Genomic DNA, 373 nt, shown 5'->3' on the forward strand with positions numbered 1-373 from the left:
GCACCCGGACCCGCCCCAGCCGTCGCCCGAGCAGGCGCAGCAGGAAACGCGCGCTCTTGAGCTTGCCGCGGTTGGCCCCGCGCCGCACCAGGCGCAGCATCAGCGGCACGGCCCCGACCTTGAAGTCCCGCTCGAGCACCGCGGCCAGGCACAGCCAGCCCTGGCCACGCAGGAAGCGCGGGCGGTTCGGCTTGGCGGTGTGGTTGTGGTGGACCACCGAGCCCGGGGCCCGGGTGGAGACGCGTTCGACCAGGCTGTCGTCGAGCACGACATGCCAGACCGCCGGCGTGAATACGCTGGGCAACAGCTCGAGCAGGGCGTCCCAGACCTGCAACCACGACCAGCGACCGCGCTCCAGGAACCAGAAGTAGGC

1 protein-coding gene is annotated in these 373 nt (G+C 71.8%); it reads right to left on the reverse strand.

Annotation, left to right across the window (positions count from 1 at the left end; all coding sequences use genetic code 11):
- Positions 1–373: hypothetical protein (locus tag Q7A36_RS41100; RefSeq protein WP_305109525.1), on the reverse strand; the 373-nt coding region annotated here is incomplete at both ends.

Source organism: Paracraurococcus lichenis, assembly GCF_030657435.1.
Lineage (GTDB): Bacteria > Pseudomonadota > Alphaproteobacteria > Acetobacterales > Acetobacteraceae > Paracraurococcus > Paracraurococcus lichenis.